Raw genomic sequence first — 25,646 nt, forward strand, 5'->3', positions numbered from 1 at the left:
TGCAGCTGCGTCGTGGTTTATATTGAAAGAGCTCTTGGCAACTGTACAGCCTGCACCCACAATCGGGGCGAAACACGCACAAAAAAATCGCGGGGAGGCGAAAATGAGCGGATATATCACGACCCATGTTCTGGATACGGCGCGCGGCTGCCCGGCTGAAGGGGTAAAAGTAGAGCTTTACCGGCTGGACGAGGGGGCGCGCCATCTGATTGGCGAAGCCACAACCAATACCGACGGGCGCACCGATGCGCCGATCTTGCCGGAAGATGAGTTTGCGACCGGGCAGTATGAACTGGTGTTTTACTGCGGGCGTTATTTTCAGGGCAGCGGTCAGGCTGCGCGGTTGCCGATGTTTCTGGATGAGGTGCCGGTGCGATTTGGCATCAATGAGTCAACGCATTACCACGTGCCGCTGCTGGTCTCGCCCTACGGGTATTCCACGTATCGCGGCAGCTGAACCGCAAGCAAAAGGGCAGGGCATATATGTTTGAATGGCCGATACTCTGGGAATGGATCGCCTTTGCGGTGCGCTGGGTGCATGTGATCACCGCGATTGCCTGGATCGGTTCGTCGTTTTACTTCATCGCGCTGGATCTGGGGCTGAACAGAAACGGCGATTTTGGCGGTGCGGATGGCGAAGAATGGCAGGTGCATGGCGGCGGGTTCTATCACATTCGCAAATATCTGGTCGCCCCGGCGGAAATGCCGGCCCATTTGACCTGGTTTAAATGGGAAAGCTATGCCACCTGGCTGTCGGGCTTTGCCTTGCTGATGGTGGTCTATTGGGCGGGCGGTGCGCTTTATCTCGTCGATGGCAGCAAGAGCGATCTGCCGCTCTGGCAGGGCATCGTGCTCTCCGCCGCCATTCTAGGGCTGGGTTGGCTCGCCTATGACCGTTTGTGCAAATCGCCGCTGGCCAATTTTCCGACGCTGCTGATGTTGCTGCTGTTTGTGTTTCTGGTGGGTCTTGGCTGGGGCATGAGCACGGTGTTTACCGGGCGCGCCACGATGCTGCACCTGGGGGCGCTGACGGCCACCATCATGACTGCCAATGTGTTCTTTATCATCATGCCCAATCAGCGGATCGTGGTGGCGGATCTTCAGGCCGGGCGGGTGCCGGACGCCAAATACGGCAAGATCGCCAAGCTGCGCAGCACCCATAACAATTACCTGACATTGCCAGTGATTTTTCTGATGCTGTCCAACCACTACCCGCTGGCCTTTGGCACGGAATACAACTGGCTCATTGCCGCGCTGGTGTTTCTGATGGGGGTGACGATCCGGCATTTCTTTAACACAATGCACGCGCGCGGGCCGATGCTGTGGTGGACCTGGGCGGTCACCGCGATCCTGTTCATTCTTGTGATGTGGCTGTCCTCGGCGGGCCGGGTCAGCGTGCCCGAAGAGATCGCCCTGACCAAGGCGGAACAGCGCTTTGCTTCGGCCGAAGGCTTTGACGATGCGCGCGACATCGTGATGGGCCGCTGCAGCATGTGCCACGCGCGCGAACCCGGTTACGAAGGCATCCATCGTGCGCCCAAAGGCGTGCTGCTGGAAACCGACGCGGACATCGCCCGACTGGCGGAGGGGATCTACCTGCAAGCCGGCATCACCCGCGCCATGCCCCCCGCCAACGTCAGCTGGATGGAAGACAGCGAACGCGCCACGCTTGTGGCCTGGTTCAAAAACGGCTCGTAAGGCGGGCTTCAGCCCGCCGCCGGGCATACTGTATTAACTTGGATGTCCGTTTTGTGGGGCTTAGCTACGTCGCCGCACACTGCGCCCGTGTCGATCGCGGCACGGGCAGCGCCCGACCCTCCCCGTTTTGCCGAAGGCAAACCAAAGGTTTGACGGCGGGCGCTTCGCTTCCGCCCGCGGTCAGGCGATGCTCTTTCGCATCTCAAGGGTATACCTCCCTACTTTAGGTTTGAAAGCGCTAAAGCAAAATCATATGTTGGAAGCGATTGAGGATTGTGAATTGATTTCAGTAGATTGGGACGCGGTATTTTCTTGGCCTGGGTATGATTTTTGGGGAATCCTACTCGCCATGGTTGGCTTTGCATTTTCCATTGCCTTCGCGGCTCGGGCCAGTTCAAAAGCGAGTGTGGCAGCAAATGCGGCCCACGCCGCAAAAAGATCTATGATTAATGCTGATACCGCGTCGCAGATCACTTTAGTGCAACAAATGTTGGTCGAAATTCGTTTGAGAGTGGAAAACCAACAATGGGAGCAGGTTTCTGAGAAATGTGAGGCAATTAGAGTAATAGTTGCACCATTACTGAGTTCCGGGAACGTAGAACTTTCTGAAGAAACTGAAAAATCTCTGATTGGGTTGCAGGCGCAAATGGCATCTTTACAAAAGTCTTCAGATGAAATTCGCCACAATGGCTCGGATTTTAATTTGGTAAAAATCAAATCCGTGCTTGCGAAACAAGCTGAAGCAGTTGCGAAGGCAGTTCGCGAAATCAAAGATAACACGGAGGCAGTTCAGAATGTCTGACAAATGGGTGAAGTTGGCGCAGAGGCTTATCGGTCTAACATCAGAGGGTAAGCTGGCTTGGCAGGACACATCTGATGATGATGTTGTGCAAGTTGTAATAGGCAAGAATGCCATTGAACTCGAGTCATCAGGTTTCCATGACTTCGAAATCCGTGTGCGCGACGGGTCAGGGAAAGTCGTCGACCGGTTTTCGGATGCTGATCTAAGCGAAATTTCTAATTTAAATTATGCCTCCGCCCTGAATTCGACATACAATTTAATTCGCCGGCAAATTTCAGGTACTGAACAAGTTCTGGATGATCTTTTGGATGAATTAGGAAAGAAGTAAAATTTTCCTCAACTCAAACATCCAACTCCTCCACAAAACGTGCGTTCTCTTGGATGTACTCAAACCGTTTTTCCGGTTTCTTGCCCATCAAACGCTCGACAAGGTCGCCGGTTTCGCCGGGTTCATCTTCGTCAATCGTCACGCGGATCAATTTGCGTGACGCCGGGTCCATTGTGGTTTCTTTCAAATCTTTGGCGTCCATCTCACCCAGACCCTTGAAACGGCTGACGTCGATCTTGCCCTTGCCGCCGAGGCCTTTTTCCAGATAGGCGTCACGCTCGGCCTCATCGACGCAATAAACGCGCCGCGCGCCCTGGGTCAGGCGGAAGAGAGGCGGGCAGGCCAAATACAGGTGGCCTTGGTCGATCATCGGGCGCATTTGGGTAAAGAAGAATGTCATTAATAGCGCCGCAATATGCGCGCCGTCGACATCCGCATCGGTCATGATGATGATCTTGTCATAGCGCAGATCATCGACGTTGAATCTGGTGCCAAGCCCAACGCCAAGCGCTTGTGTCAGATCGTTGATTTCCGCGTTGCTGCCGAGTTTTGAGCTGGCAGCGCCCAGAACATTGAGGATCTTGCCGCGCAGGGGCAGCAGCGCTTGCGTTTTGCGGTTGCGCGCCATCTTGGCCGAACCGCCCGCGGAGTCGCCCTCAACAATGAAAAGCTCAGTGCCCTCGCGGTTTGTGGCCGAACAATCCACCAGCTTGCCAGGCAGGCGCAGTTTCTTGGTGGCGCTTTTGCGCTGGGTTTCTTTTTCTTGTCTGCGACGCAGCCGTTCTTCGGCGCGCAGGACCAGAAAATCCAGAATGGCACCGGCAAATTTGGTGTTGGAGGCCAGCCAATTGTCAAAGTGGTCGCGCACGGCGTTTTCCACCAGTCGCTGGGCATCCACCGTGGCCAGCCGATCTTTGGTCTGGCCGACAAACTCCGGCTCGCGGATAAAACACGACACCAGCGCGCAGCCGCCGGTGATCAGATCATCGCGGGTGATCTGCGCGGCTTTTTTGTTGTTGGTTAATTCGCCATAGGCTTTGACGCCTTTGAGGATCGCGGCCCAAAAACCGCCGACATGGGTGCCGCCTTCGGGGGTGGGCACGGTGTTACAGTAGGATTGGATGAACCCATCGCGGCTGGGCGTCCAGTTGATCGCCCATTCGACCTTGCCGGGCACGCCGAACCGTTCTTGAAACTCGACCGTGCCAGCAAAGGGCTGCTCGGCATAGCTGGTGGAGCCGTTGAGCGATTCATTCAGATAATCCGCGAGACCGCCGGGGAAATGAAAGGTGGCTTCGGTTGGGGTTTCGCCATCTTCGATCGCGGATTTCCAGCGGATCTCAACGCCGGAAAACAGATAGGCTTTGGAGCGAATGGATTTGAACAGCCGCGCGGGTTTGAACCGGTGTTTGCCAAAGATCTGTTCATCGGCATGGAATGTCACCGTGGTGCCGCGCCGATTGGGGGCTGCGCCGATTTTCTCAACCGGGCCAAGCGGATGGCCACGCGAAAACCGCTGTTCAAACAGCTCTTTGTTGCGGGCCACCTGCACAACCATGGAATCAGAGAGCGCGTTCACCACCGAGGCCCCAACCCCGTGCAGACCGCCCGAAGTTTGATAGGCTTTGCCCGAAAATTTACCGCCGGCGTGCAGGGTGCACAGGATCACTTCAAGCGCGGATTTATCGGGGAATTTCGGGTGCGGATCAATTGGAATGCCGCGCCCGTTGTCGCGAACGGTGATGGCGTAATCGGCGTGCAGCTCCACTTCGATGCGGTTGGCGTGGCCAGCCACAGCCTCGTCCATCGAGTTGTCCAGAACCTCCGCCACCATATGGTGCAGCGCCCGTTCGTCCGTGCCGCCGATATACATGCCCGGGCGTTTGCGCACGGGCTCCAGCCCTTCGAGCACCTCGATGGAGGAGGCGTCATAGGTTTGGTCTGTTTCTGTTTCCGTCAGAAGATCGGTCATGCGCTGCTCAATTTGTTTTGATTGCTTTCATTATTCCACCAGCCGGATGCTGGGGCAAGGCGCATATGGTTTTATAGGGCTGTTACTTTGCTGTGGTTCACTTTGGAGGGCGTTCCCAAATGCACATTTTTGAATAGGTTATTGTTTGTAAACCAATTTCATATTGCAATATGAGACTTTTGCACGCAGGGTTGAGCGTAGAGGCAGAATACACCCCAAAGGAGAGAAGTGTCGTGGTCTACAATGACACCATGGGGTCCTTGGGTCGATCACTCGGCCCCGCCGCGCGTGAAAGCGAGCGGCAGGAGAAGGACAGGCAGAAGCGGGCGATGGAGCGATCCAACGCCAAGTATATTCATGAGCTGGACAGTTATATTCGGCACATCACGGGGCTGCACCATGAGCTGATCGCCCCCATCGACTGGAAGGGCCTGGCCGGGCGTCCGGCCCCCCAACCCCCTGAGATCGATCTGCAAAATTCGCAGCGCATGCGCAGCCAGCTGGCACATCATGAGCCGGGGTTCGTGGAATGGCTGATGGGGCGGGGCAAGCAGACGCGCGATGCGCTGGAGCGCGCGCTTCATATCGCCAAGCAGCGTAATCATGATGATATTTTGGTGCAGTTGACCCCCTATCATCGCCAAGTGGCGCAATGGGAACGGGAACAGGCCACCTATCATGGCGTCATGCAGGGCGATGATGCGGTGCTGCTGTCGGTGATCAAATCCCAACAGACCTTGTCCAAAATTCACAAACTGGGCCGGGGCCTTGGGTTTTCGGTCAACGGCGGGCTGATTCACGCGGTGCTATCCCTGCATGACCAAAGCATCGTCCCAGACTTTCACCTGAAATACATGCCCAGCGGCAAGCTGACCGAACTGAAGATGCCGCGGGAAAAATCCATGCGCCTCTATCGCGCTTATGCTGCGAGCGCGACGCTCAAAGTGGCGTCTGACCTATTCCGTTTGGTGCCCGCTGATGTGCTTGTCGTGTCATGCATCGCGCCCTGCCACGTGACCGAGAGCGCCTATGACGAAGATTGGCCAGTGCTCTCCGCGGCCTTTAAACGGGATCGGTTCGAGCAGGTGGATTTGCCCAATATCGAAGCTTTGCCCGCGCTCAGCCGGTTCAAAGTGGCCGAAGCCTTTCATCCAACGCACGGGTTTGGACGTATCGCGCCGATCATCGACATTCCGGCGCGCATGGCGGTCTAACGCACTGCCAGCTTTCAGAATGTGAAAGCGCGACAATAGGTTCTTGCAATTGCGCACTTTCCGGGTGCGCAGGGGCACGGCTTCCTGTAAATGACGCGCAACATTCTTTCCTTCGGAGGGCTGCGCGTGGCTGATCATTCCCTGGACCCCAAAGACTGGGACGCATTCCGTGCCGAGGCGCGGGCGCTGCTGGACGATTGTATTGACCAGATGCAAGCGGCAGGTGAACGCCCATGGACCCATGTGCCCGACGGGCTTGAGGCGCGGTATGCGATTGGGCAGGGCGGTGATGTCATGCAGCGGCTGCGCGATGATGTGATGCCCTATCACGCTGGCAATACCCATCCGAAATATTGGGGATGGGTGCAAGGGTCGGGCCTGGCGACTGATGTGATGGCGGGTATGGTCACGGCGGTGATGAACTCCAATTGCGGCGGGCGCAACCACGGGGCCAATTATATGGAGCGCGCGGTCATCGACTGGGCGCGCCAACAGATGGGCATGCCCGAGGGCGCATCCGGCGTTCTGGTGACGGGCACCTCGCAAGCCACGGTGATCAGCTTTGCCGCCGCCCGGCTGCGGGCGTTGGGGCCAGAGGTGCGCGCGGTTGGTCAAGGCGGGGCAGAGTTGACCTGCTATGCGGGGCAGGGCGTGCATAATGCCACCCGCAAAGCGCTTGAGCTATTGGGGATTGGCGCGGCAAACCTGCGGTTCGTGCCGCTGGTCGACGGGCAGATGGACTGCGCGGAATTGCGCAAAATGATTGCCGAGGATCGCGCAGCCGGCAAAACTCCGTTTCTGGTTGTCGGCACGGCAGGATCGGTAGATCTCGGCCTGTTTGACGATTTCAACGCGCTGGCGGATCTCGTTGCTGATGAAAAGCTGTGGCTCCATGTCGATGGGGCCTTTGGGGCCTGGACCCGTCTTGCGGATGCACCTTATCGCCAACTGACCGATGGGATTGGCCGCGCGGATTCCATCGCGCTTGATTTTCATAAATGGATGTATGTCGGCTATGATTGCGGATTGGCCCTGATCCGCGATGAGGCCGAGCATCGCGCCGCCTTTGCCGCGCGCCCGGTTTACCTAAGTGGCAAGGACCGCGGTGTGGCCAGCGGCGATCCATGGTATTGCGACTATGGCATTGACCTGTCGCGCGGCAACCGAGCGCTCAAGGTCTGGCTGGGGCTGGAAACCCATGGGGCAGAGGCCTTTGGCGCGGCGATCACCTTCAACTGCGAATTGGCGCGCTTTATGGCTGAGGTGGTGGAAAGCCACGAAAACATGGCCGTGGCACGCCAGCCGGTGTCCAATGTGTGCGTCTTTACCCTGCGGGCGGACCTGCCAGAGGTGGCGCAATCTGCTTTGAACACCCAGGTGGCAGTTGAGCTGCAGGAAAATGGTGAAGCGGTCTTCTCCACCACCATTGTCGATGGGGTTGAAATGTTGCGGGCCGCAATTGTGAACCACCGCAGCACACGTGATGATGTGCGCGAGGCCGTGGCTGCCGCCGCGCGCGCCGCCGAAGCGATCAGCGCGCGTTAAATCACCTGCGACAGCTTTTGCGTCAGTGGCAGAAGCGCAGCGAAATCTGCCATCACGATCTTGACCGGCGCTTTCATCGCGCCGGGCTGGTGGTCACGCCAGGCCGATAACCCTTTGCGCCGCAGGTATTCGCTGCGCGGATGGTCTTTGGCATAGGGCGGCGGCACGCGCTTAAGCTCTGGCTCGGTCACGCGAAACCCCTGATCGCGCAGCATCTCAGCCTCGGCAATCAGATCGCTGCCTAAGGGGCCGTCAATCAGCGCGCGCCAATGCGTCAGCGTGGCTTTTTCAAACCCCATAAGCCCGGCACCAACGGACAGGTGATCAAGCCCAATACCAAAAAACCACCCCATGGGTTGGCGCGCCTCGTTCTCGGTGGTCCAGAGCATGTGTAGATGTGTGTGATAGGGGGGCTTGTCTTTGGAAAACCGCACATCGCGATTGGCGCGAAAGAGTTTCGGTTTGGCCGGTTTGCCGGTGAGCTTTTCCAGATCAGCCGCAACTTGCGCAAGCAGATGTTCGGCGGGGCGCTTCAGCTCTGCCTCATAGCGGGGCTTCTGGGACAGAAACCAGTCGCGTGTATTGTTCTCTGCCAGTTCAGACAGGAAACGGCGGGTGTCGGGCACAAGCGACTGAAATGAGTCGGTCATAGCGAACTCCTTGCTTTCATGGCAGTTTTGCGATGATCGCGGTCTGGGTCCAGCTTTTTCTGCGATGTTTTTACTTTGCCTATTTGCTGTGCAGAACGACCTTGCCAAGGGGCTGAGCGCTCCGTACTGATCGAGATATGGATCAAATTGAGATGACATACCGCCAGCACCTGCGCGCTTTGCTGACCCTCGGGCTGCCGCTTGTGGGCGGGCATGTGGCGCAGTTTTCGATCAATTTGACCGATACGCTGATGCTGGGGTGGTATGATGTCGAGGCGCTGGCAGCGGTGGTTCTGGGGGCCCAGGTGTTTTTTCTGACCTATATTCTCGGCTCGGGTTTTGCCTTTGCGGTTATGCCCATGGTGGCCGAGGCGGCGGCGCAGAATGATAACACGGCCATTCGCCGGATCACACGCATGGCGCTATGGCTGTCGGTGTTGTTCGGCCTGCTGGCGATGCCGCTGTTCTGGTATGCCGCGCCGGTCCTGGTGGGGTTGGGGCAGGACCCGAAACTGTCGGGGATGGCGCAGGATTATCTGCGTATTGCCGGCCCGGGGCTGTTTCCGGCGCTGATTGTGATGGTGCTGAAAAGCTATCTTGCCGCGCTGGAACACACACGAGTCGTGTTCTGGATCACCGTCGTTGCGGCAGCGACCAACGCTGTGGTGAACTATGCGCTTATCTTTGGTAATTGGGGCGCACCCGAACTGGGTATCGCCGGGGCGGCAGTTGCCTCACTTGCAGTCAATTTGGTGATGGTGATTGGCGCGATCTTCTATGCGCAGCGGATCCTGCCGCAAGACGAACTCTTTGTGCGCCTCTGGAAGCCGGACTGGGCCGCCGCGCGCCAGGTTTTTGTGGTCGGGGTGCCGGTAGGTTTGACCACATTGGCCGAGGTGGGCCTGTTTGCCGCTGGTGCGTTGATGATCGGATGGATCGGTATCGTTGAGCTTGCCGCACATGGCATTGCCATCAATCTCGCGGGGCTGATGTTTATGGTGCATCTGGGGCTGAGCAACGCCGCCACCGTGCGCGCGGGATCGGCTATGGGCAAGAAAGACGCTGAGCATCTGGCGCGCGGTGCGCGCACAGCGATTTGCGTGAGCATGTGTTACGCCGTCTTTTCAATTTTCATCTTTGTGACCCAATCCGAATTGCTGGTGTCGCTGTTCCTCAATCGGCAGGATGAAAATTTCGCGGCCATACTTGAGGTCGGCAAATTGCTGCTCGTTGCGGCCGCATTGTTTCAGTTTGTCGATGGGGCGCAGGCCATGGCGCTGGGCGTTTTGCGCGGCATTCTGGATACGCGCGGGCCGATGATCATGGCAGCGATCAGCTATTGGCTGATCGGTGTGCCGTTCAGCTATTTTGCCGGATTTGTGCTCGGTTGGGGCGCTTTGGGAGTGTGGTTCGGCCTTGCGCTTGGTCTGGGCGTGGCCGCGCTGCTTTTGATGCTGCGGTTCTGGCATCAGCAGATGTCAGTGTTGCGCCTGCGTTTTGCCACGGTTTAATCGCCGGAATTTTGCATCAGTTTTTCGGCCTTTTTGCGGACCAACACGCTGCGCAGATCGTGCATCGCCATCAATAGCGTGTCCGTCACCATATCTAGCTGCTCGGGTTCTGCCTGACTTTGCGCCCAATGGCTGACCTCATGCAGCTTGTCGATGGTGCGCAGGATGTCGTCCATCTGCCGCCATTGCAGGGTTTCGCGGCGATCCGCCAGCCAGGTTTCAATCGCTGCCAGATCTGCCTCGGATAGGGTGCGGTCGCCCTGCGGGCGGATGTCACCGCTGCGAAGAACAACCGTGGCAATCGGGTCCATCTCGATCCGGCGATGCCGGTTTTCGCTGTCCACCCGAAACACCGTGGCCCCGTTGTCACGGGTGCGAAAGAAATATTCGGGCAGATCAACGGACATGGGGACCTCCGGGTTTTTGGATCAGCTTAGCGCAGCGCAGAACGTCTGGATACGCTTGCACGCCTCTTCCAGTGCAGCGTCCGAGGTGGCGTAGCTGACGCGAAAATTGGGCGACAGGCCAAAAGCGGCACCAAAGACGACGGCGACGTCGGACTCTTCCAAGAGTGCGGTGGCAAAGGCCTCATCATCGGTGATCTTGGTGCCCTTGGGCGTGGTCTTGCCGATCAGCCCCGCAATCGACGGGTAGACATAAAAGGCCCCTTCGGGCACCGGGCAGGTGATGCCGTCGATGGCATTCAGCATCCGCACCGCCAGATCGCGGCGCCGCACGAATTTTTCATTGTTCGGTGCCAGGAATTCCTGCGTGCCATTCAGCGCCTCAACCGCCGCCCATTGGCTGACGGAACAGGGGTTTGATGTCGATTGGCTCTGGATCTTGCGCATCGCGGCAATCAGCGGCTCTGGTCCGGCAGCATACCCAATGCGCCAGCCGGTCATCGCATAGGCTTTGGACACGCCATTGCAGGTCAGCGTGCGCTCATAAAGCTGCGGCTCAACTTCGGCCGGGGTGCAGAATTTGAAATCGTCATAGGCCAGATGTTCATACATATCGTCGGTCATCACCCAGACATGCGGGTGGCGCAGCAGCACATCGGTCAGCGCCTTGAGTTCATCCCAGCTATAGCCCGCGCCCGAAGGGTTGGAGGGGCTGTTGAAAATAAACCATTTGGTGTTTGGGGTAATCGCCGCCTCGAGCTGTTCGGCGGTCAGCTTGAAATTCGCCTCAAGGCTGGTTTCGGCAATCACCGGCGTGCCCCCGGCAAGCAGCACCATATCCGGGTAGCTGACCCAATAAGGGGCCGGAATCACCACCTCATCGCCGGGGTTCAGCGTGGCCATCAGCGCATTGTACAGCGTCTGCTTGCCGCCGGTGCCGACCGAGATCTGCTTGGGCGTATAGGTCAGCGCGTTATCGCGCAGCAGTTTGTCACAAATCGCCTGCTTCAGTTCGGGGATGCCATCGGGTGCCGTATAGCGCGTTTTGCCCGCATCAATCGCGGCCTTGGCGGCCGCGCGAATGTTGTCTGGCGTGTCAAAATCCGGCTCCCCGGCAGAGAGGCCAATGATATCGCGCCCGGCGGCCTTCAGCTCTGAGGCTTTGGCGGTCATAGCGATGGTGGGGGAGGGTTTCACGCGCGAAAGCGTTTTGGACAGAAAGGACATGGGCCAGCCTTAATAAGATGCGTTGCGCAAGTCTTAGACAGTGGGGCAGGGCCATTCAAGCGCGAAGGCAGATCAGCTTGCTGTCTGGCGCGCGCAGAGGTATTGCAAGGGCGTCTGCCCGATCAAACGCTATGCAGAGGATGTCAGAATGACCAGCACCCCGGAACTCCGCGAACACCGTCTGAAACGGATGCAGATGCGCTCCATGCGCCGTGGGATCAAGGAGATGGACATTATCCTCAGCCGCTATGCGGAGGCGAAGCTGCCCGGTATGAGTGCTGCAGAGCTGGATCACTATGATGCGCTGCTGCATGAAAACGATCAGGACCTCTATCAATGGGTCAGCGGCCAGAAAGATGCGCCGGAAAAATTCCAAGCCTTGATCGCCGATATCGCCGCCCTTATGGCGCAGCCAAAATAGCTCGCATTTTAGCGAATGCTCGGAATTTAACAGATTTTTCGCGAATTTGTCGGAGTTTGCCTATCGTAACATGCGGAGGCAGCAATGAGCATACATTCATCGGTCAGCCCAGCAGAGGCGCGCAGTTTCATGTCAGGGTATCTGGATGCGCTCGCTCTGGTCGAGCGGCTGCATCGCTTGTTGCTGGATGTCATCAAGGATGAATTTGAACGTGTCGGCGTGCTTGAGATCAACGCCGTTCAGGCGCTGTTGCTGTTCAATATTGGCGACAACGAAGTCACCGCCGGAGAGCTGAAATCTCGTGGTTATTACCAGGGCAGCAATGTCAGTTATAACCTGAAGAAACTGGTCGAAAACGGCTATATGCACCACGAACGTTGCGCGATTGACCGCCGCTCGGTGCGGGTGCGCCTGACCGAAAAAGGGCGCGGGGTGCGTGATGTGGTGGCGCAGCTGTTTGAAGACCACGCCACCGGGCTGCAAAGCAAAGGGGTGCTTGGCCCCGAGGGGCTTGAAAATATCACCACCGCGCTTCGGCGGGTTGAACGCTATTGGAGCGATCAGATCCGCTACATTTACTGAGGCTTACCAATGGCCGGTGTTGTCCATGCTGGCCCAGGGTTCCTGCGGCGCAAGCGCATCGCCCGCCTGGAGCAGTTCCACTGAAACATTGTCCGGCGAACGCACAAAAGCCATGTGCCCGTCGCGGGGCGGGCGATTGATCGTCACGCCATTGTCCATCAGTTTCTGGCACAGCGCATAGATGTCCTCTACCCGGTAGGCGAGATGGCCAAAATGCCGGCTGTCGCTGGGCAGCGCGTCATCGCCATCCCAATTGTAGGTCAGCTCTACCGCAACATCCTCTTGGCCCGGCGCGCACATGAATACGAGGGTAAAGCGCCCACCTTCGTGCTCGACGCGCCGTGTTTCACGCAGACCCAGCAGTTCATAAAAGGCCTTGGATTTCTCCAGATCCTTCACCCGGACCATTGTGTGCAGATATTCGATTTTCATCATGTCGCTCCCATTCCTACAGACAATTTAGCGGGGCAGAACAGATTGTCGAGCGCCAGAAGGCCTCGGCCGCGTTTGGGCTTATGTGGTGGGATCGAAAAAATCGCCCGCCAGATATAGCGTGGCATGCCGATTTCCGTTATCAGAAAGGCAGCGACAAGCCGCGCGAGTCTGGCCGGGAGGTGAGGGTGCAACAATATCACGACGCATTGCAGTGCATTTTGGACAACGGGGTGGAAACCACCGACCGGACCGGAACCGGAACGATATCGTATTTTGGCATGCAATGCCGCTATCCGCTGGCAGATGGCTTTCCTTTGGTCACAACCAAAAAACTGCATCTGCGCTCGATCATTCATGAGCTGCTTTGGTTCCTGAGCGGCGATACCAATATCCGCTATTTGCAGGAAAATGGCGTCAGCATTTGGGACGAATGGGCGGATGAAAACGGCGATCTGGGCCCAGTTTATGGCCATCAATGGCGACGCTTTCCCGCGCTTGAGCCGGTGGATGCCCCCGCGGGCGAAGAGCAGCTTTACCGCAAGAAAACCGTAGATCAGATTACTGACCTCGTGGAGCTGATCAAAACCGCCCCGGATAGCCGGCGCATGATAGTCTCGGCCTGGAACCCGGCGGATGTACCCGACATGGCGTTGCCGCCGTGCCACACGCTCTGGCAGGTAAAAATCCTGGGCGGCAAATTGCACCTGCAACTCTATCAGCGTTCTGCAGATATGTTTTTGGGGGTGCCGTTTAACATTGCGTCTTATGCGCTGCTGCAGGTGATGCTGGCGCATGTCACTGGCTATGAGCCGGGGGATTTTGTGCACACCATGGGCGACGCGCATATCTATTCCAACCATCTGGATCAGGTGAACACCCAGCTTGCGCGCCGCCCAAAGGCCCTGCCGCAGCTGCGCATCAAACGGCAGGTCTCTTCGATCTTCGATTTCAAATTTGAGGATTTCGAGATCCTGAATTATGACCCTGACCCGGTGATCAAAGCGCCGGTTGCCGTGTAAGGGGCGCGCTGATGATCAGTTTGATTGTGGCCCGCGCGCAAAACGGCGCGATTGGCAAAGACAATGATATCCCCTGGTACGCGCCCGAAGATCTGCAGTTCTTCAAACGCGAAACGCTCGGGGGCGCGGTCATCATGGGGCGCAATACCTGGGAAAGTCTGCCTTTCAAGCCCTTGAAAAATCGCCTGAATATTGTCGTGTCGTCGCAAGGCGGGCTGGGCGACATATGTGTGCCCTCGGTTGAGGCCGCGATTGCCGAAGCGCAGGCGCAGGGCTATCAGCGCATTTACGGGATTGGCGGCGCAGGGATTTACCGCGCCATGCTGCCGCTGGCGCAGCGGTTGTTGATCACCGAGGTGGCGCTCGACATTCCTGATGCTGATGCCTTTTTTCCCACCTTCGGCGGTGAGGACTGGCAACTCTTGGCGCGTCACCAATTGCGCGCCGCTGACCCGGCCTGCGTGATGCATGAATATCTGCGCCGTGTGACGTAAAAACCGCATTGCAGCGGCGCGTTGGCCTGCAAGTTGCGGCTTTTTCGCGGAGTAAAATTGACTAGGCCACAAAATCTAGTAGTCTACCCCCTATAAACACCACAGAATAAACCCGAGCAGTTCGACGAGAAAAGGTGTCTCACATGTTTAAGAAAATGCTGATGGTCTCGGCGTTGGTTGCGGTTGCGGCACCCGCCCAAGCGTCCTGCGTCATCTTCCCGTGTAAGATCAAAGAAGATCCGCTTGTAGAATTTGTCCCAAAGACGCCACCGCCAGTCCCTGTGGGCTGCGCTTATCGGCCCGCGTCATCGCGCGACAATATCTGCCCAGCGGGCCTGCAGCCCATTGACGCCGGCGGCATGATCAGCTGCGGCGTGCCAAAAGCGGGCGAAATTTGCCATACCCCGGTCAAGCGCAAGAAGATCCAGCGCGCGCGGATCGTCTGCCCGGTGGGCGAAAAAGGCTGCTATACCACCAACTAAGGTTGGTAGTCGCAATATGATGGGTGAGATAGTGAGGGGCGTTGAACGACGCCCCATACTTTTTTTATTAATCAGGCGAGCTTCAGATCGCTGGCCATCTGGCGACCATCGCGCCCTTCGCTCAGCTCAAATTCGACTTTTTGATTGTCTGCGAGGCCGGTCAGACCGGAACGCTCGACAGCAGAAATATGTACGAACACGTCTTTGCCGCCCGTATCCGGGGCAATAAAGCCGTAACCCTTCGTTGTATTAAACCATTTCACGGTGCCAGTTGGCATCCCGTCTCTCCTTCTACTTCCTTCAGTCGCCCCCACTGTGGGACAGGCCAGCCAACCTGAGGACCGCAGGGGGAGACCCCAACCGTGCCAAAGCCTAGTTGCCATGCAGGGATGATTGCACGGCTTAGGTAAAAAGCAAGCAAAACAACTGTGAAATTGTCAAACAATTGAATATTCAGCAGGTAACAATGGGGAATGAGATGAAATTATACGGGCTGAAAAACTGCGATACGTGCCGTAAGGCACTGAAATTACTTCCAGAAGCACAACTTATCGATGTGCGTTCAGAGGGCGTCCCAGCAGCGCTGATTGAACAGGCACTTGCTGAATTTGGTGACAAATTGGTCAATAGCCGCTCCACCACATGGCGTCAAATGTCGCCAGAACAGCGGGATTTACCGGCGAAAGAGCTGTTGAAAACCCATCCGACTTTGATGAAACGTCCGTTGATTGACGCGGATGGCACATTGTATCTTGGCTGGGGGGCGGATGTGCAGGCTGCTCTTGGCAAGCCGTGATCGCGCACATAGATCACATAAAACGATAGGAGGCAGCCATGCGCAACGCAGCGCTCGTACTGGGGATCATCGCTGGCATCGTCGGCATGATGGTCGGGTTTTTCAGCTGGGGCTACACGTCATTCATTGAAAGCTTCGGCGAGTTCGAAGGGATTGCCGAGCAGGTCGAGAATGTGCAATTGGTGCGGGCTGCGGCGCTGCTGTCGCCGCTTTTGGCCATTGCGGGCGGTGCCATGGCACGGGCGCGGGCGCTTTGGGGTGGGGCCTTATTGCTGGCTTCGGCGGCGGGCATGTACATCGGCTTTGGCTTTAACGTCTTTACCATGTTCCCGATTGCCTTTGCCGGGCTCGCCGGTGTGCTGGCGATATCAGCCGGGCAACCGGACGAACCCAAGGCACATTTTTGATCAGGCAGGGGCCATTTGCTGACGTCGCGCCAAAAGACGATCCAGCGATAGCGGCCCTGCGCCTTTGATCACCAAGACCAGCAGCAGAAACACCCAGAAGGCGCGCTGATCCAGGATATGCGCGTCTGATGCGCGATCAAACCAGGTGCCGATGGTGCCGGCGTCCGCGCCGTGGCCATAGACATCCGTCAGCGATTGCACGACCACAAACCCGATCATGCCAAGCGCGGCAAGCCGGGTTGCAAACCCCAGAACAAGGGCGGCAGGCAGCAAGAATTCGGCCATGGTCCCGGCCCAGACCACCGCCCAATGAAACAGGCTCAGCTGGCTGGTATCATAGCTGACCGCCTCCAGCGCCTTGGGGAATATCTGCGCATAGGCGCCGGTGCTCGGCACGATGAAGCCCAGAACGCCGTCACCCAGTTTGGTGAGGCCCGAGGCCCAGAAATACATCAGCAAGACACCGGCAAAGATCAGCCGCGCCACTGTGGGCAGGATCCAATCTTGCCGCTCCAGCCGGGCAAACACCGAATTATGTAGCGAAATCAGGCGGTCCATAGGTCTTCCTTGTGGTTGATGTCGGTCAGTGCGCCATGGCTGAGAAGCAGGCCCAAGAGCGCGCCGAGGTCAAATTCAGCCCCCAGATTTGCGCTGGCCTCTTCTGCGGCCGCCCCCAAAGGCATGCCGCGCCGCAGGGCATCGAGAAAGCGTGCGCCGCCGGGCGGCAGGGCATGGGGCGCGGGATCGTATTCGGGCCGCATGACAATCGTGTCCTGAGCCCGCGCTTGTGGCTTTGGGGCCCCGGGGATCATATTAAAGGCCCAGAGATCGTAGATCGGCCATGCAGAGGGGATGACCTCTACGGATGGCGCGAGAGTCAGGCGCACCTCGGGCAGGCGCTCGGGCGCGATCTGCGCCAACGCGTCCGGGGCCAGCGCCGTACTGTCCGCCGCGTGATAGGAACGGCGCAGCGCCAGTTCGAGTTCAGCCACGTCCCCCAGATAGCCCAGCGATTTCAGCGGCTCAAAGCCGCGCAGGAAATTCGGAAAGCCGGCACCATAGTGCATCATCACCGGGGCACTGGGCGGCGACTGGCGCAGAAACACCCCGGCCACATGTTTGAAGTTGTCCGGACCCAAGAGTTTTGCAATGACCGGAAAACCGGTCTCCAGCGCTTCGGTCAGCGAAACGGCGACATTGTTGCGATAGACATCAAAGCGCCGCGCCGCAGGGTTGCCTGCACCATCCTTGAGGCCATCCGGCACCGGAGAGCTGCCATCCAAGAGCGCCGCGCGAAACGCCGATTGTGAGACATCATTTTGCGGCGTGCTCATGCGGGCACCTTGGTCAGCGCCTGCGCGGCGCGGCGTGCCTCGGCAGCCAGAATGGGCCAATCGGGCACGTCATTGTCCCATTCGATCAGGATCGGTTTTGGCCCAGACAGGGCCAGCGTGTGATCCAAGAGTGCCCAGACAGGGTCAACCACCGCCGCGCCATGGCTGTCAATCAGCAGTGGCTTGCCATGGTCGTCTTCGTCCTCATCATGGCCGCCCAAGTGAATTTCGCCCACCTTTTCAAGCGGATACTCCGCGATGTAGGCCTTGGGATCGTAATCAAGATTGGTGGCTGAGACAAAGACATTGTTCACATCAAGCAACAAGGCGCAGCCGCTGCGACGGGTGACTTCGCGCAGAAAATCAGGCTCGGACCAGGTGCTTTCGGCAAAGGCCAGATAGCTTGAGGGGTTTTCCAGCATCATCTGACGGCCAATGGTGTTTTGTAAGGCGTCGATATGATCACAGACACGGGTCAGGGTGGCTGCGGTGTAAGGCAGGGGCAGCAGGTCGTTGAAATAGCTGCCGTCATGGGTGGACCAGGCGAGATGTTCGGAAAACACCGTTGGCTTCAGCCAATCCACCAAGTGTTTGAGCCGCGCGAGGTGTTCGGGATCAAGCGGTCCTTCGCCGCCGATCGACAGGCCCACACCATGCACGGAAATTGGAAATTCTTCGTCCAAATGGCGTAGCTGGGCCAAGGGGCGGCCGCCCATACCCATATAGTTTTCCGCATGAATCTCCAGCCACGCCACGGGCGCGGCATCCTCCATAATCTCAGAGAAATGCTGCGGCTTATAGCCGACGCCCGGCGCATGGGGGAGGGCGGGCAATTGCGCTGCTGTGTCAAACATGGGGCTCATGGTCCTTGGCAAAGTGTGCAGCGCCCCATCGATCAGGGGCGCTGCAGATCGGCTTATGCTGGCAGGTCGCGGTCCAGCGCTTCCAGAGAGCCTTTGCGCATGGAGCCGTCTGCCATGGCTGGCAGTTCGATTTCGGCGCAGGTGCCTGCGTCAACCAGGGTCCAGGCGTTGCCTTGGTAATCCACTTTGGACGTACCGGCGCAAGTTGTGCCTGGGCCAGCGGCACAGTCGTTTTTACCTGCCAGCGAAACGCCGTAGCATTTTTCTTTGTCCATTGCGGCAGCAGTGTGTGTGGTGGCTGCGGTGACAGCGGCAGCAACAGAGGCAGCAACGGCGAGGGTTTTTACGGTCTTGGACATGATGGATTTCCCTAATCAAGTTAAAAATTCCAACCGCTTGTGCGGTGTGCCCCAACCCTAGCCGCAGGACCTTATCAATCGCTAATAACGCATTCGTGGGTCACAGCGCTGTGAGTGCATGTTATTTTTTGCGAGCATCCGAACGTTGGGACACCCAGTAAACAAGGAAAAACGCCGGGCATTGGCCCGGCGTTTTCAGCGAGATGGTTCCCGATTGTTTCAAAATGCCTCAGGCAAGGTCGGGCGGTGTTGCCTCTGCCTTCAGCTGTGTGACGATTTCGTCAAGTGGCTGTACCTTGGATTGTTTTTCGCCAAGGCGGCGGGTGGAGACGGTGCGCTCTTCGACTTCCTTTTTGCCGATGGCCAGAATGACAGGCACTTTGCCGACCGAATGTTCGCGAACCTTGTAGTTGATTTTCTCATTGCGCAGGTCCGCCTCGGCGCGCACGCCCGCGGCTTTCAGCTGCTCAACCACCTCTAGGCAGTAGTCATTGGCATCAGAGACGATGGCCGCCACAACAACCTGACGTGGGGCAAGCCAGAACGGCAGTTTGCCGGCGTGCTCTTCGATCAGGATGCCGATGAAACGCTCAAATGAACCGAGCGTCGCGCGGTGCAACATCACCGGGCGATGTTTTGCGCCATCTTCGCCGATATAATTGGCCTCGAGCCGTTCCGGCAGAAATGGGTCGACCTGCAAGGTGCCACACTGCCAGTCACGGCCGATGGCATCGGTCAGCGTGAATTCCAGCTTTGGCCCGTAGAACGCGCCTTCGCCTTCAAGGATCTCATATTCATACCCGGCCGCATTACAGGCATCGCCAAGCGCTTTTTCAACCCGGTCCCAGCTTTCATCTTCCCCGATACGTTGTTCGGGGCGGGTGGAAAGCTTGATGGTCCAGTTGTGAAAACCCAGATCGGCATAGACCTTGGACAGAAAGGCGATGAAGCGCGCGGTTTCATCGGTGATCTGATCTTCGGTGCAGAAGATGTGTCCATCATCCTGGGTAAAGCCACGCACGCGCATGATGCCGTGCAATGCGCCCGACGGTTCATAGCGCGCGCAAGAGCCAAATTCAGCCATGCGAAGCGGCAGGTCGCGATAGGATTTCAAGCCCTGATTAAAGATCTGCACATGGCAGGGGCAGTTCATGGGTTTGAGGGCATTGATGGCTTTTTCGCGGGCGTGCTCTTCGTCGACTTCGACGATGAACATGTTTTCTTGATATTTGTCCCAGTGGCCGGATTTTTCCCACAGCTTGCGGTCCACCACTTGCGGGGTGTTCACCTCAACATAGCCGCCGCGGCGCTGCTGACGGCGCATATAATCCTGCAGTTCGGTATAGACCGTCCAGCCATTGGGATGCCAGAACACCTGACCCGGCGCTTCGGGTTGCATATGGAACAGATCCATTTCCCCGCCTAGCTTGCGGTGGTCGCGTTTGGCGGCCTCTTCCAGCATGGTGAGGTGTTTTTTCAGATCGTCCTTGTTTTTGAAGGCCACGCCGTAGATGCGCTGCAACATGGCGCGGCTGCTGTCACCGCGCCAATAGGCCCCCGCGACACTCATCAGCTTGAAAGCATCCGCAGGCACCTGTCCGGTGTGCTGCAAATGCGGGCCCCGGCAGAGATCCTGCCAGTCGCCATGCCAATACATGCGCAAGGGCTCATTGCCGGGAATGGCATCGATCAGTTCAACTTTGTAAGGCTCGCCGCGCTCTTCGTAATATTTGACGGCGACATCGCGCTCCCAGACTTCGGTGCGGACGGGATCGCGCAGGTTGATGATCTCTTTCATTTTCTTTTCGATCAGGCCGAGATCTTCGGGGGTAAACGGCTCTGCGCGATCAAAATCATAGTACCAGCCATGTTCGATCACCGGGCCGATGGTGACTTTGACGTCGGGCCAGATTTCCTGCACCGCGCGCGCCATGATGTGGGCGCAATCGTGGCGGATCAGCTCCAGCGCTTCGGCGTCATTGTCTTTTAACGTGTTGATGGCGATCTGCGCATCCTGGGTGATCGGCCAGGCCAGATCCCAATGCTGCCCGTCCACCGTGGCAGAGATGGCCTTTTTGGCCAAAGAAGTTGCGATAGAGGCTGCGACCTCGGCAGGGGTGACACCTGCGTCATAGGAACGTGCATTGCCATCGGGGAAAGTCAGGGAAATCTGGGACATGGCCCAATCCTCCTCGTCAGTTTGGCGCCCACGGAACGCCCGGTTGCGGGTATATGGTTCGCCTGCTTAGTGACCTTTGCCAGCGTCTCTGTCAACGCTGAAAACCGGGGCGGCCTAAAACGGGCGCGTAAGGGGCGCTGCCCCTCAGGCAAAGCGGGCTTTGCCTTCACCCCGGAGTATTTGCCAAAAGATGAAGCGGCCTTGGCTTATCGCTTTGACCAGATTGCGGCTTTGCGGTTTAACTTTGGGAAACGACGAAGAGGACAAAGCGTGCACGCATATCTGACCACGGCCGCAGGCCGCAAGATCGCATATCATAAGACGGGTGGGCAGGGCCCTTGCGTCGTATTCCTCGGCGGATTGAAATCAGATATGGCGGGCACAAAAGCAGTGCATCTGGAGGCCTGGTGCCAAACGCAGGGGCGGGCGTTTTTGCGCTTTGATTATTCAGGTCACGGGGAAAGCTCTGGCACATTTGAAGAGGGCGCAATTGGCGACTGGCATCAGGATGCTTTGGCGGCGGTGACGGAATTGGTCAGCGGCGATTATGTTCTGGTCGGCTCTTCTATGGGCGGCTGGCAGGCGCTTTTGCTGGCGCGGGCGGCACCGGAACGTCTGGTTGGGCTGGTGACGATTGCGGCGGCACCGGATTTTACCGAAGACAGCTATTGGGCCAATTTCACCGATGCGCAGAAAGCGGCGCTTGAGGCTGAGGGGCAAGTGGCGTTGCCCAGTGACTATATGGAGCCTTACATCATCACGAAACGCATGATTGAGGATGGCCGCCAGAACCTTGTACTGCGCGCGCCGCTGCGTTTTGATTGCGCGGTGCGGTTTTTGCAGGGCACGGCGGATACGGCTGTGACAACTGAGACCGCCCTGCGGCTCTTGGATCATGCGGAGGGTGATGACATGCGCCTGACCCTGGTGAAAGATGCTGATCACCGGTTTTCCGATCCGGCCTGCCTTGCGCTGATCGAGGCGGCGGTGCTGGATGTGATAGAGGCGTCAGAGCAATGACAACGCCGCTGGTGTTTCTGCCGGATATCCTTTGTGATGCGCGGCTCTTTGGACCGCAGATTGCAGAGCTGTCGGCGGAGATGCCGGTGAGCTTTATGCCGCTGGATGCCGGGGAGCGGCTTTCGGATTTGGCCGCAGACGTTCTGGCGCAGTGCCCGGCGCAGGTGGCCTTGGTGGGCAGCGGGCTTGGTGGGTTGGTGGCGATGGAAATATTGCGCCGCGCCCCTGAGCGGGTGGGGCGGATTGCGCTTATTGCGACATCGCCCTTGCAGGATTGCCCGTTTGACACGCTGCGTTATGAGCCCTGGCTTGTTGCGGCGCGTGCCGGGCGGCTGGCGGAGGTGGTGCCGGCGTTGTTTGGCCTGACGGAGGCGCAACCAAATAGCGCGGATGCCGAAGTGTTGGCGCTGATGCAGGACATGGCCGAGCGCATTGGCGTTGAGCGGTTCGTGCGCCAGGTGCGTGTGCTGCAGCGGCGGCAGGATCAACAATCGGTGCTGCGCAGATGCCAATGTCCGGCGCTGGTCATTGGCGGTGCCGCGGACCCGGTGATTGCGCCGCAACGCTATCAGACCATGGCCGGTTTCATTCCCGATGCCGAATTGCACGAGATCCCGGGGGCTGGCCATGTGCCCAGCCTGCAGGACCCGGCCGCCGTGACGGCCGCATTGCGCGGCTGGCTGGCGCGTCCCTATGTGTTGCGGGGGTAGCTGCGGCCCTTAGGCCGCTGCATTTTTATTGGCAGGTGCCTTGGTGGACGGCCCGCTGTTTTCACTGATGAAGTCGAGCACAAGCGGGCGAATATTGTTGCGCCAGCTGCGTCCAGCAAAGATGCCGTAATGGCCAGCGTCCGGTTCAAGGTGGCTGGCTTTCTTGCTGGCGGGCAATCCAGTCAACAGATCAAGCGCGGCCACGCATTGACCAGGCGCAGAGATGTCGTCCTTGGCCCCTTCGACAGTTTTCACCGCCACGGTGGTGATCTGGCCAATGTCGACCTTGCGGCCCGCAACGGTAAACTCGTTTTTGGCAATCTCGCCGTTTTTGAAAATGCGCTCGACTGTGGAGAGGTAGAACTCTGCGGGCATATCCATCACCGCCAGATATTCATCATAAAAGCGGTTGTGCGCATCGTGATCAGACGCCTCGCCTTTGGCGACGCGCATGATCTGGTTCATGAAGGCTTTGCCGTGGCGCTCGGCGTTCATCGACATGAAGGACGCCAGCTGCAACAGGCCCGGATAGACCATGCGGCCAACGCCATCATATTTGAAGCCGACGCGCTGGATCATGGTTTCTTCCAACTGGCCCATGGTCACAGAGTGGCCAAAGTCGGTCACATCTGTTGGCGCGGCAGAGGGGTCAATCGGCCCACCGATCAGGGTGAGGGACCGTGGCTGCGCGTCAGGATCTTCGCCCGCAAGATAGGCGGTGGCCGCCAGCGTCAGGGGGGCAGGCTGGCAGACCGCAATCACATGGGTGTCTGGGCCGAGGTGGCGCATAAAATCCACAAGATAGAGCGTGTAATCTTCGATATCGAACTTGCCAGCGCTGACCGGAATGTCGCGCGCGTTGTGCCAATCGGTTACGTAGACTTCACAATCAGGCAATAGCGATATTACAGTGGACCTAAGCAGAGTCGCGTAATGCCCGGACATGGGGGCGACCAGCATAACTTGACGACGACGGCGCTTGCGCCCAAGGACAGAAAAATGAATGAGATCGCCAAAATCGCGTTCCACCACGGTTTCGACCTGCACGATGTGATCTTTGCCATCTTCGCACGTAAAGGAATGAATACCCCAATCCGGTTTGGTGACGATGCGCGCAAAGGTGCGTTCGGTGACTTCGCCCCAAGCGGCCATCCACTGCAGCGCCGGGCTGGGGATCATCGCAAACATTGGGTAAGACGCCATTGCCAGAGCCGAGGCACCCAACCACTGGTTGGTGTTTCGGATGGTCTCCATCATATCATAGGTGGCCATATAGCGCATTGGCGTCTCCTGTCCTGCCCGCGGTGACGCGGTTTTTTGAATGCCGTTCGTATTATGCGGCATCTCCCATTTGCTGCATAGCAGCGACGATAAGGTGTGATGAATATTATGACAACTGAAGACGATGCTGCCGTTGCGAAAATTGAGAAACTGAATACCAATCTGGCAAAAGCGGAACAGTTGACGCAACGCATGGTTGAATTAATGGCTTCGCGGAAGCCCGTTCGGCGCGAATTGGCCGCGCCGAATCATGATGTCTTTACCAATGCGGCAGCGGCCTATTGGGCTGAGATGGTGCAGAACCCCGGCAAAGTGATTGAGCAGCAAATGGAGTTCTGGAGCAAATCGGTCAAACATTACGTCGAGGCGCAACATGTGCTGGCGCAGGGCAAACTGGCCGCGCCGCCGGACGAAACTCCAACTGATCGGCGCTTTGCCAACCCGATGTGGCAGAGCAATCCGTATTTCAATTTCATCAAACAGCAGTACATGCTGAATGCCGACGCGATCCGCTCGGCGGTGGACGCCTTGGATGATCTGGAGCCCAAAGAGCAGCAGCGGCTGAAGTATTTTTCAGAGCAGATCGTTGAAATGATGGCACCGACCAACTTTCTCGGCACCAATCCGGATGCGCTTGAAAAGGCGATGCAGACGGATGGGGAGTCGCTGGTGCAGGGGCTTGAGAACCTGATCCGTGATCTGGAAGCCAACAATGGCGAGCTGATCGTGCGGCTGGCCGATGAAAATGCTTTTGAGTTGGGCACCAATATTGCCACCACGCCGGGCAAGGTGGTCTATCGCAATCGCATGATGGAACTGATCCAGTATTCGCCCAGCACCGAAGAGGTGCATGAGATCCCGCTGCTGATTTTCCCGCCGTGGATCAACAAATTCTACATTCTGGATCTGAAAGAGAAAAACAGCCTGATCAAATGGCTGGTCGATCAGGGCTATACTGTCTTTATTGTCAGCTGGATCAACCCGGATCGGTCCTATGCTGATGCGGGCATGGAGACCTATATCGAAGAGGGGTATCTGACAGCCTTGGACGAGGTGAAAAAGATCACCAAACGCAAATCGCTGAACGTTGTCGGCTATTGTATCGCGGGCACCACGCTGAATCTGGTGTTGTCGCTGCTGAAAAAACGCGGCGATAAATCGGTCAAATCCGCGACCTTCTTTACGACCTTGACGGATTTCGACGATCAGGGCGAATTCACGCCGTTCCTACAAGATGATTTTGTCGATGGCATCGAACAAGAAGCCGGGGAAGAGGGCATTCTGCGGTCTTTTATCATGCAGCGCACCTTCAGTTTCCTGCGGTCTAACGATCTTGTCTATGGCCCGGCCATTCGCAGCTATATGCTGGGTGAGGCCCCGCCTGCCTTTGATCTGCTGTATTGGAATGGCGACGGGTCTGGCCTGCCGGGCAAGATGGTCGTGCAGTATCTGCGCCAACTCTGTCAGGAGAATAAGTTCACCACAGAGGGCATCGAGTTTCTGGGCGAAAGGCTGCATATCAGCGATGTCGATCTGCCCATCTGCGCCGTTACCTGCGAAACAGATCACATCGCACGCTGGAAAGATTGCTACCGCGGCTTTCGGATGACCAGCAGCAAGGACCGCACGTTCATCGTTTCTGAATCCGGTCATATCGCCGGCATCGTCAATCCGCCGAGCAAAAAGAAATATGGCCATTACACCAACAAGGATCTTGGCCAGGATGCCGCGGGCTGGATGGAGGGCGCAACCTATACCGAAGGCTCCTGGTGGCCACGCTGGGACAGCTGGCTTTCCGCGCGCTCAGGCAAGATGATTCCCGCCCGCGAACCGGGCGACAAAGATCATCCCCCCATGGAAGATGCGCCTGGGACCTATGTAAAAGTGCCCGCAACACGTTGAATTTCCTAGGT

At 57.7% G+C, this 25,646-nt stretch carries 29 protein-coding genes; 17 read left to right on the plus strand and 12 right to left on the minus strand.

Annotated elements, in window-relative coordinates:
* The first annotated feature begins 103 nt into the window (after nucleotides 1-103).
* The 4 genes from uraH (at nucleotide 104) to N6L24_RS00545 (ending at nucleotide 2,828) form a co-directional block, all read left to right on the plus strand.
* On the plus strand, nucleotides 104-457 hold the full coding sequence (uraH, locus tag N6L24_RS00530; RefSeq protein ID WP_271842690.1) for a hydroxyisourate hydrolase: 354 nt from the start codon (nucleotides 104-106) through the stop codon (nucleotides 455-457).
* 26 nt (nucleotides 458-483) lie between these two features.
* Nucleotides 484-1,698 carry a urate hydroxylase PuuD gene (locus tag N6L24_RS00535; protein WP_271842691.1) on the plus strand — a complete coding sequence of 405 codons (1,215 nt, stop codon included), beginning with the start codon at nucleotides 484-486 and terminating at the stop codon, nucleotides 1,696-1,698.
* A 253-nt stretch (nucleotides 1,699-1,951) separates the two neighbouring features.
* Nucleotides 1,952-2,500, plus strand: coding sequence for a hypothetical protein (locus N6L24_RS00540; RefSeq protein ID WP_271842692.1), 549 nt, complete (start codon nucleotides 1,952-1,954; stop codon nucleotides 2,498-2,500).
* A complete protein-coding gene (locus N6L24_RS00545; protein WP_271842693.1) occupies nucleotides 2,493-2,828 on the plus strand; it encodes a hypothetical protein in 336 nt (111 codons plus the stop codon). Before N6L24_RS00540 ends, N6L24_RS00545 begins: the two co-directional genes overlap by 8 nt.
* Before the next feature lie 13 nt (nucleotides 2,829-2,841).
* On the opposite strand, the gene parE is transcribed toward N6L24_RS00545, so the two are convergent.
* Nucleotides 2,842-4,800 carry a DNA topoisomerase IV subunit B gene (parE, locus tag N6L24_RS00550; protein WP_271842694.1) on the minus strand — a complete coding sequence of 653 codons (1,959 nt, stop codon included), beginning with the start codon at nucleotides 4,798-4,800 and terminating at the stop codon, nucleotides 2,842-2,844.
* A gap of 233 nt (nucleotides 4,801-5,033) precedes the next feature.
* Here parE and N6L24_RS00555 point away from each other — a divergent pair, with 233 nt between their 5' ends.
* Complete coding sequence (locus N6L24_RS00555; RefSeq protein WP_271842695.1) at nucleotides 5,034-6,014, plus strand: hypothetical protein; 981 nt, start codon at nucleotides 5,034-5,036, stop codon at nucleotides 6,012-6,014.
* A 126-nt stretch (nucleotides 6,015-6,140) separates the two neighbouring features.
* Nucleotides 6,141-7,559 carry a pyridoxal phosphate-dependent decarboxylase family protein gene (locus tag N6L24_RS00560; protein WP_271842696.1) on the plus strand — a complete coding sequence of 473 codons (1,419 nt, stop codon included), beginning with the start codon at nucleotides 6,141-6,143 and terminating at the stop codon, nucleotides 7,557-7,559.
* On the opposite strand, the gene N6L24_RS00565 is transcribed toward N6L24_RS00560, so the two are convergent.
* Nucleotides 7,556-8,209, minus strand: a complete 654-nt coding sequence (locus N6L24_RS00565) for a TIGR02453 family protein (RefSeq protein ID WP_271842697.1) — start codon at nucleotides 8,207-8,209, stop codon at nucleotides 7,556-7,558. The genes N6L24_RS00560 and N6L24_RS00565 overlap by 4 nt on opposite strands.
* A 137-nt stretch (nucleotides 8,210-8,346) precedes the next feature.
* On the opposite strand from N6L24_RS00565, the gene N6L24_RS00570 reads away from it, so the two are divergent.
* On the plus strand, nucleotides 8,347-9,720 hold the full coding sequence (locus tag N6L24_RS00570; RefSeq protein WP_271842698.1) for an MATE family efflux transporter: 1,374 nt from the start codon (nucleotides 8,347-8,349) through the stop codon (nucleotides 9,718-9,720).
* Here N6L24_RS00570 and N6L24_RS00575 read toward each other — a convergent pair.
* Together N6L24_RS00575 and N6L24_RS00580 are read right to left on the minus strand one after the other, a co-directional pair.
* On the minus strand, nucleotides 9,717-10,127 hold the full coding sequence (locus N6L24_RS00575; RefSeq protein ID WP_271842699.1) for a hypothetical protein: 411 nt from the start codon (nucleotides 10,125-10,127) through the stop codon (nucleotides 9,717-9,719). The genes N6L24_RS00570 and N6L24_RS00575 overlap by 4 nt on opposite strands.
* 21 nt (nucleotides 10,128-10,148) lie before the next feature.
* Nucleotides 10,149-11,351: a pyridoxal phosphate-dependent aminotransferase gene (locus N6L24_RS00580; RefSeq protein ID WP_271842700.1), complete on the minus strand. Its 1,203-nt coding sequence runs from the start codon at nucleotides 11,349-11,351 to the stop codon at nucleotides 10,149-10,151.
* Between the two features lie 148 nt (nucleotides 11,352-11,499).
* Between N6L24_RS00580 and N6L24_RS00585 the strand changes: the two genes are divergently transcribed.
* Entirely contained in the window at nucleotides 11,500-11,772 is a 273-nt protein-coding gene (locus N6L24_RS00585) for a succinate dehydrogenase assembly factor 2 (RefSeq protein WP_271842701.1), read from the plus strand.
* 84 nt (nucleotides 11,773-11,856) lie between these two features.
* Entirely contained in the window at nucleotides 11,857-12,354 is a 498-nt protein-coding gene (locus tag N6L24_RS00590; protein WP_271842702.1) for a MarR family winged helix-turn-helix transcriptional regulator, read from the plus strand.
* A 3-nt stretch (nucleotides 12,355-12,357) separates the two neighbouring features.
* On the opposite strand, the gene N6L24_RS00595 is transcribed toward N6L24_RS00590, so the two are convergent.
* Nucleotides 12,358-12,786: a VOC family protein gene (locus N6L24_RS00595; RefSeq protein ID WP_271843448.1), complete on the minus strand. Its 429-nt coding sequence runs from the start codon at nucleotides 12,784-12,786 to the stop codon at nucleotides 12,358-12,360.
* 188 nt (nucleotides 12,787-12,974) lie between these two features.
* Between N6L24_RS00595 and N6L24_RS00600 the strand changes: the two genes are divergently transcribed.
* The 3 genes from N6L24_RS00600 to N6L24_RS00610 all read left to right on the plus strand — a co-directional run bounded on the left by N6L24_RS00600 (nucleotide 12,975) and on the right by N6L24_RS00610 (nucleotide 14,784).
* Complete coding sequence (locus N6L24_RS00600; protein ID WP_271842703.1) at nucleotides 12,975-13,808, plus strand: thymidylate synthase; 834 nt, start codon at nucleotides 12,975-12,977, stop codon at nucleotides 13,806-13,808.
* 11 nt (nucleotides 13,809-13,819) lie between these two features.
* Nucleotides 13,820-14,302, plus strand: a complete 483-nt coding sequence (locus tag N6L24_RS00605) for a dihydrofolate reductase (protein ID WP_271842704.1) — start codon at nucleotides 13,820-13,822, stop codon at nucleotides 14,300-14,302.
* Between the two features lie 143 nt (nucleotides 14,303-14,445).
* Nucleotides 14,446-14,784, plus strand: a complete 339-nt coding sequence (locus tag N6L24_RS00610) for a hypothetical protein (RefSeq protein ID WP_271842705.1) — start codon at nucleotides 14,446-14,448, stop codon at nucleotides 14,782-14,784.
* Nucleotides 14,785-14,855: 71 nt separating this feature from the next.
* Here the strand turns inward: N6L24_RS00610 and N6L24_RS00615 are convergent, their stop codons facing one another.
* A complete protein-coding gene (locus N6L24_RS00615; protein WP_271842706.1) occupies nucleotides 14,856-15,062 on the minus strand; it encodes a cold-shock protein in 207 nt (68 codons plus the stop codon).
* A gap of 200 nt (nucleotides 15,063-15,262) precedes the next feature.
* Between N6L24_RS00615 and N6L24_RS00620 the strand changes: the two genes are divergently transcribed.
* Complete coding sequence (locus N6L24_RS00620) at nucleotides 15,263-15,580, plus strand: ArsC/Spx/MgsR family protein (RefSeq protein ID WP_271842707.1); 318 nt, start codon at nucleotides 15,263-15,265, stop codon at nucleotides 15,578-15,580.
* 38 nt (nucleotides 15,581-15,618) lie between these two features.
* Complete coding sequence (locus tag N6L24_RS00625; protein WP_271842708.1) at nucleotides 15,619-15,987, plus strand: hypothetical protein; 369 nt, start codon at nucleotides 15,619-15,621, stop codon at nucleotides 15,985-15,987.
* Here the strand turns inward: N6L24_RS00625 and N6L24_RS00630 are convergent, their stop codons facing one another.
* The 5 genes from N6L24_RS00630 to thrS form a co-directional block, all read right to left on the minus strand.
* Nucleotides 15,988-16,545, minus strand: a complete 558-nt coding sequence (locus N6L24_RS00630; protein WP_271842709.1) for a DoxX family protein — start codon at nucleotides 16,543-16,545, stop codon at nucleotides 15,988-15,990.
* On the minus strand, nucleotides 16,533-17,321 hold the full coding sequence (locus N6L24_RS00635; RefSeq protein ID WP_271842710.1) for an HvfC/BufC N-terminal domain-containing protein: 789 nt from the start codon (nucleotides 17,319-17,321) through the stop codon (nucleotides 16,533-16,535). Before N6L24_RS00635 ends, N6L24_RS00630 begins: the two co-directional genes overlap by 13 nt.
* The gene (gene bufB / locus N6L24_RS00640; RefSeq protein ID WP_271842711.1) at nucleotides 17,318-18,175 is read right to left on the minus strand and encodes an MNIO family bufferin maturase; all 858 of its coding nucleotides are present in this window, start codon (nucleotides 18,173-18,175) and stop codon (nucleotides 17,318-17,320) included. Before bufB ends, N6L24_RS00635 begins: the two co-directional genes overlap by 4 nt.
* A gap of 62 nt (nucleotides 18,176-18,237) precedes the next feature.
* Entirely contained in the window at nucleotides 18,238-18,543 is a 306-nt protein-coding gene (locus N6L24_RS00645) for a BufA1 family periplasmic bufferin-type metallophore (protein WP_271842712.1), read from the minus strand.
* Nucleotides 18,544-18,772: 229 nt separating this feature from the next.
* Nucleotides 18,773-20,722: a threonine--tRNA ligase gene (gene thrS / locus N6L24_RS00650; protein WP_271842713.1), complete on the minus strand. Its 1,950-nt coding sequence runs from the start codon at nucleotides 20,720-20,722 to the stop codon at nucleotides 18,773-18,775.
* 270 nt (nucleotides 20,723-20,992) lie between these two features.
* Here thrS and N6L24_RS00655 point away from each other — a divergent pair, with 270 nt between their 5' ends.
* Nucleotides 20,993-21,742, plus strand: coding sequence for an alpha/beta fold hydrolase (locus N6L24_RS00655; RefSeq protein WP_271842714.1), 750 nt, complete (start codon nucleotides 20,993-20,995; stop codon nucleotides 21,740-21,742).
* On the plus strand, nucleotides 21,739-22,452 hold the full coding sequence (locus tag N6L24_RS00660; protein WP_271842715.1) for an alpha/beta fold hydrolase: 714 nt from the start codon (nucleotides 21,739-21,741) through the stop codon (nucleotides 22,450-22,452). Before N6L24_RS00655 ends, N6L24_RS00660 begins: the two co-directional genes overlap by 4 nt.
* Nucleotides 22,453-22,461: 9 nt before the next feature.
* Here the strand turns inward: N6L24_RS00660 and phaZ are convergent, their stop codons facing one another.
* Nucleotides 22,462-23,733 carry a polyhydroxyalkanoate depolymerase gene (gene phaZ, locus N6L24_RS00665; RefSeq protein ID WP_271842716.1) on the minus strand — a complete coding sequence of 424 codons (1,272 nt, stop codon included), beginning with the start codon at nucleotides 23,731-23,733 and terminating at the stop codon, nucleotides 22,462-22,464.
* 108 nt (nucleotides 23,734-23,841) lie between these two features.
* Here phaZ and N6L24_RS00670 point away from each other — a divergent pair, with 108 nt between their 5' ends.
* Nucleotides 23,842-25,635 (plus strand): PHA/PHB synthase family protein, encoded by a 1,794-nt coding sequence (locus tag N6L24_RS00670; RefSeq protein ID WP_271842717.1) that lies wholly within the window; start codon nucleotides 23,842-23,844, stop codon nucleotides 25,633-25,635.
* Nucleotides 25,636-25,646 lie beyond the last annotated feature (11 nt).

Source organism: Cognatishimia sp. SS12, assembly GCF_028369055.1.
Classification (GTDB): Bacteria; Pseudomonadota; Alphaproteobacteria; order Rhodobacterales; family Rhodobacteraceae; genus Cognatishimia.